Source organism: Oleiphilus sp. HI0125 (assembly GCF_001635355.1).
The window spans coordinates 1-1,333 of sequence record NZ_LWGF01000893.1 but is presented as its reverse complement, the minus strand read 5'-3'; the positions used below and the strand labels follow the sequence as shown (position 1 = coordinate 1,333).

Below are 1,333 nucleotides of genomic sequence, written 5' to 3'. Positions count from 1 at the left end.
TCCTCAATGGAATCTTGGAGTCGAACGTGGAAGTTTGATGTTCGATCTCTGGGTGAAACGAGTGATATTAATTTCGATGTATGGTTCTCAAATAGTTCTGATGCATATATTGCGATTAATGATTTGCCTCCAGGGCGCTACGAAGTTGGTGCGATGAAATTTAAGATGGCGTCTCGTTGGCGATCAACCTCCGCCAATGACGACGGCTACCCCTTAAATATAGAGTTTGAGGTAAAACAAGGTGAAGTTACTACATGACAACGCTATTCCAAGAGACATCTAGTGGTGGCACACGTAGTTCATTTTCGGTGATTGAAATGGAGAGTGTGGATTATAACTTGTTCAAAGTGAAGCTATTGGAAGATGAGCGTATGCAACCTTGGCTCATCAACGAACAAGTTATCCGGGGAGCAAGCATTTGATCATAGCTATCACCTTGTTTATTTAGAGACTGTTAATTAGCCCGTGACTGCGTGTCGAAGTGTAGGTGCTCTAATTTAATCTCCATTAGGTTAGAGCCCTTTTCAGGGTGTCCGATCATTTCGTCATAGGCGCTCGTGTGCTGCAGCACTAGCTTTATGATTCGCAGCAAGCTAAGTGCTGTTTTGGCGGCTTGAAGGCTTCGGTAAGTTTGTATTTGACTACCATCGACCAAGTAATAAGTCTCTCCTTGATGCTCAATCATCACCCTATAAAGCGACAAATCAACTGATTGAATGATCACTTTTTCAATGGGCTCTAATTGTCCGAGCTCTTCGTATGAAATCTTCATAGTCATTTTCCTATCTAGTTTAATAACCTAAGAATACGGCGTAAGAGAACGCTGATAAGTGTGCCAAGGTGACGACGATTGTTAGTCTGTCTCGCAAAACCGCGAACATGGTTTCGTACAAATGATCGCAAAACTTCTTCTCGACAGAGCGTAAGGCAATAAAACTGAGGCCCAAGATCGCACTCTGTAAGGCGGGTTTAAAAATTGTGCTAGCCCATGCTAATAAACTAAAAACGATGCCCGTATTGAGAAGTATGCCGTTCTGGCGCAAGTTCGAGCCGATCACGACGGGTATTGCCCAAAGTAAACCTGCTAAAAAAGACAGAATGACAACGGAGTAAGACAGGAAGAAATCGAGCAGGGAGTCTGCTGATTCTTGAGGGACGAACCAAATCGTAAGGCTGAAGCCTATGAATGGGATCAGGCCTGCGAAGCCAAATGTTTGAATGCGTGCGTGGTTACTCATCGATCTTACTCTGTTTTTTTCAATAAAACCTACGAGAGTAAAAACACAGCCGATTACTTTATATATGTATAACGTGCTTTGGTCTTGAATCCATT

General features: G+C 43.0%; 4 protein-coding genes. 2 read left to right on the top strand and 2 right to left on the bottom strand.

Features of this window, described 5'->3' with window-relative positions:
* Positions 1-258: hypothetical protein (locus tag A3762_RS27675; RefSeq protein ID WP_197469288.1), on the top strand; the 258-nt coding region annotated here is incomplete at its 5' end.
* Positions 255-422: a hypothetical protein gene (locus A3762_RS26550; RefSeq protein WP_156493473.1), complete on the top strand. Its 168-nt coding sequence runs from the start codon at positions 255-257 to the stop codon at positions 420-422. The genes A3762_RS27675 and A3762_RS26550, both read left to right, overlap by 4 nt.
* Before the next feature lie 32 nt (positions 423-454).
* Here the strand turns inward: A3762_RS26550 and A3762_RS15340 are convergent, their stop codons facing one another.
* Together A3762_RS15340 and A3762_RS15335 are read right to left on the bottom strand one after the other, a co-directional pair.
* Positions 455-772, bottom strand: a complete 318-nt coding sequence (locus A3762_RS15340; RefSeq protein ID WP_068756230.1) for a DUF6482 family protein — start codon at positions 770-772, stop codon at positions 455-457.
* Positions 773-791: 19 nt separating this feature from the next.
* Positions 792-1,333, bottom strand: a 542-nt coding sequence (locus tag A3762_RS15335; RefSeq protein ID WP_068756455.1) for a DUF3429 domain-containing protein, incomplete at its 5' end; no start/stop codon positions are given.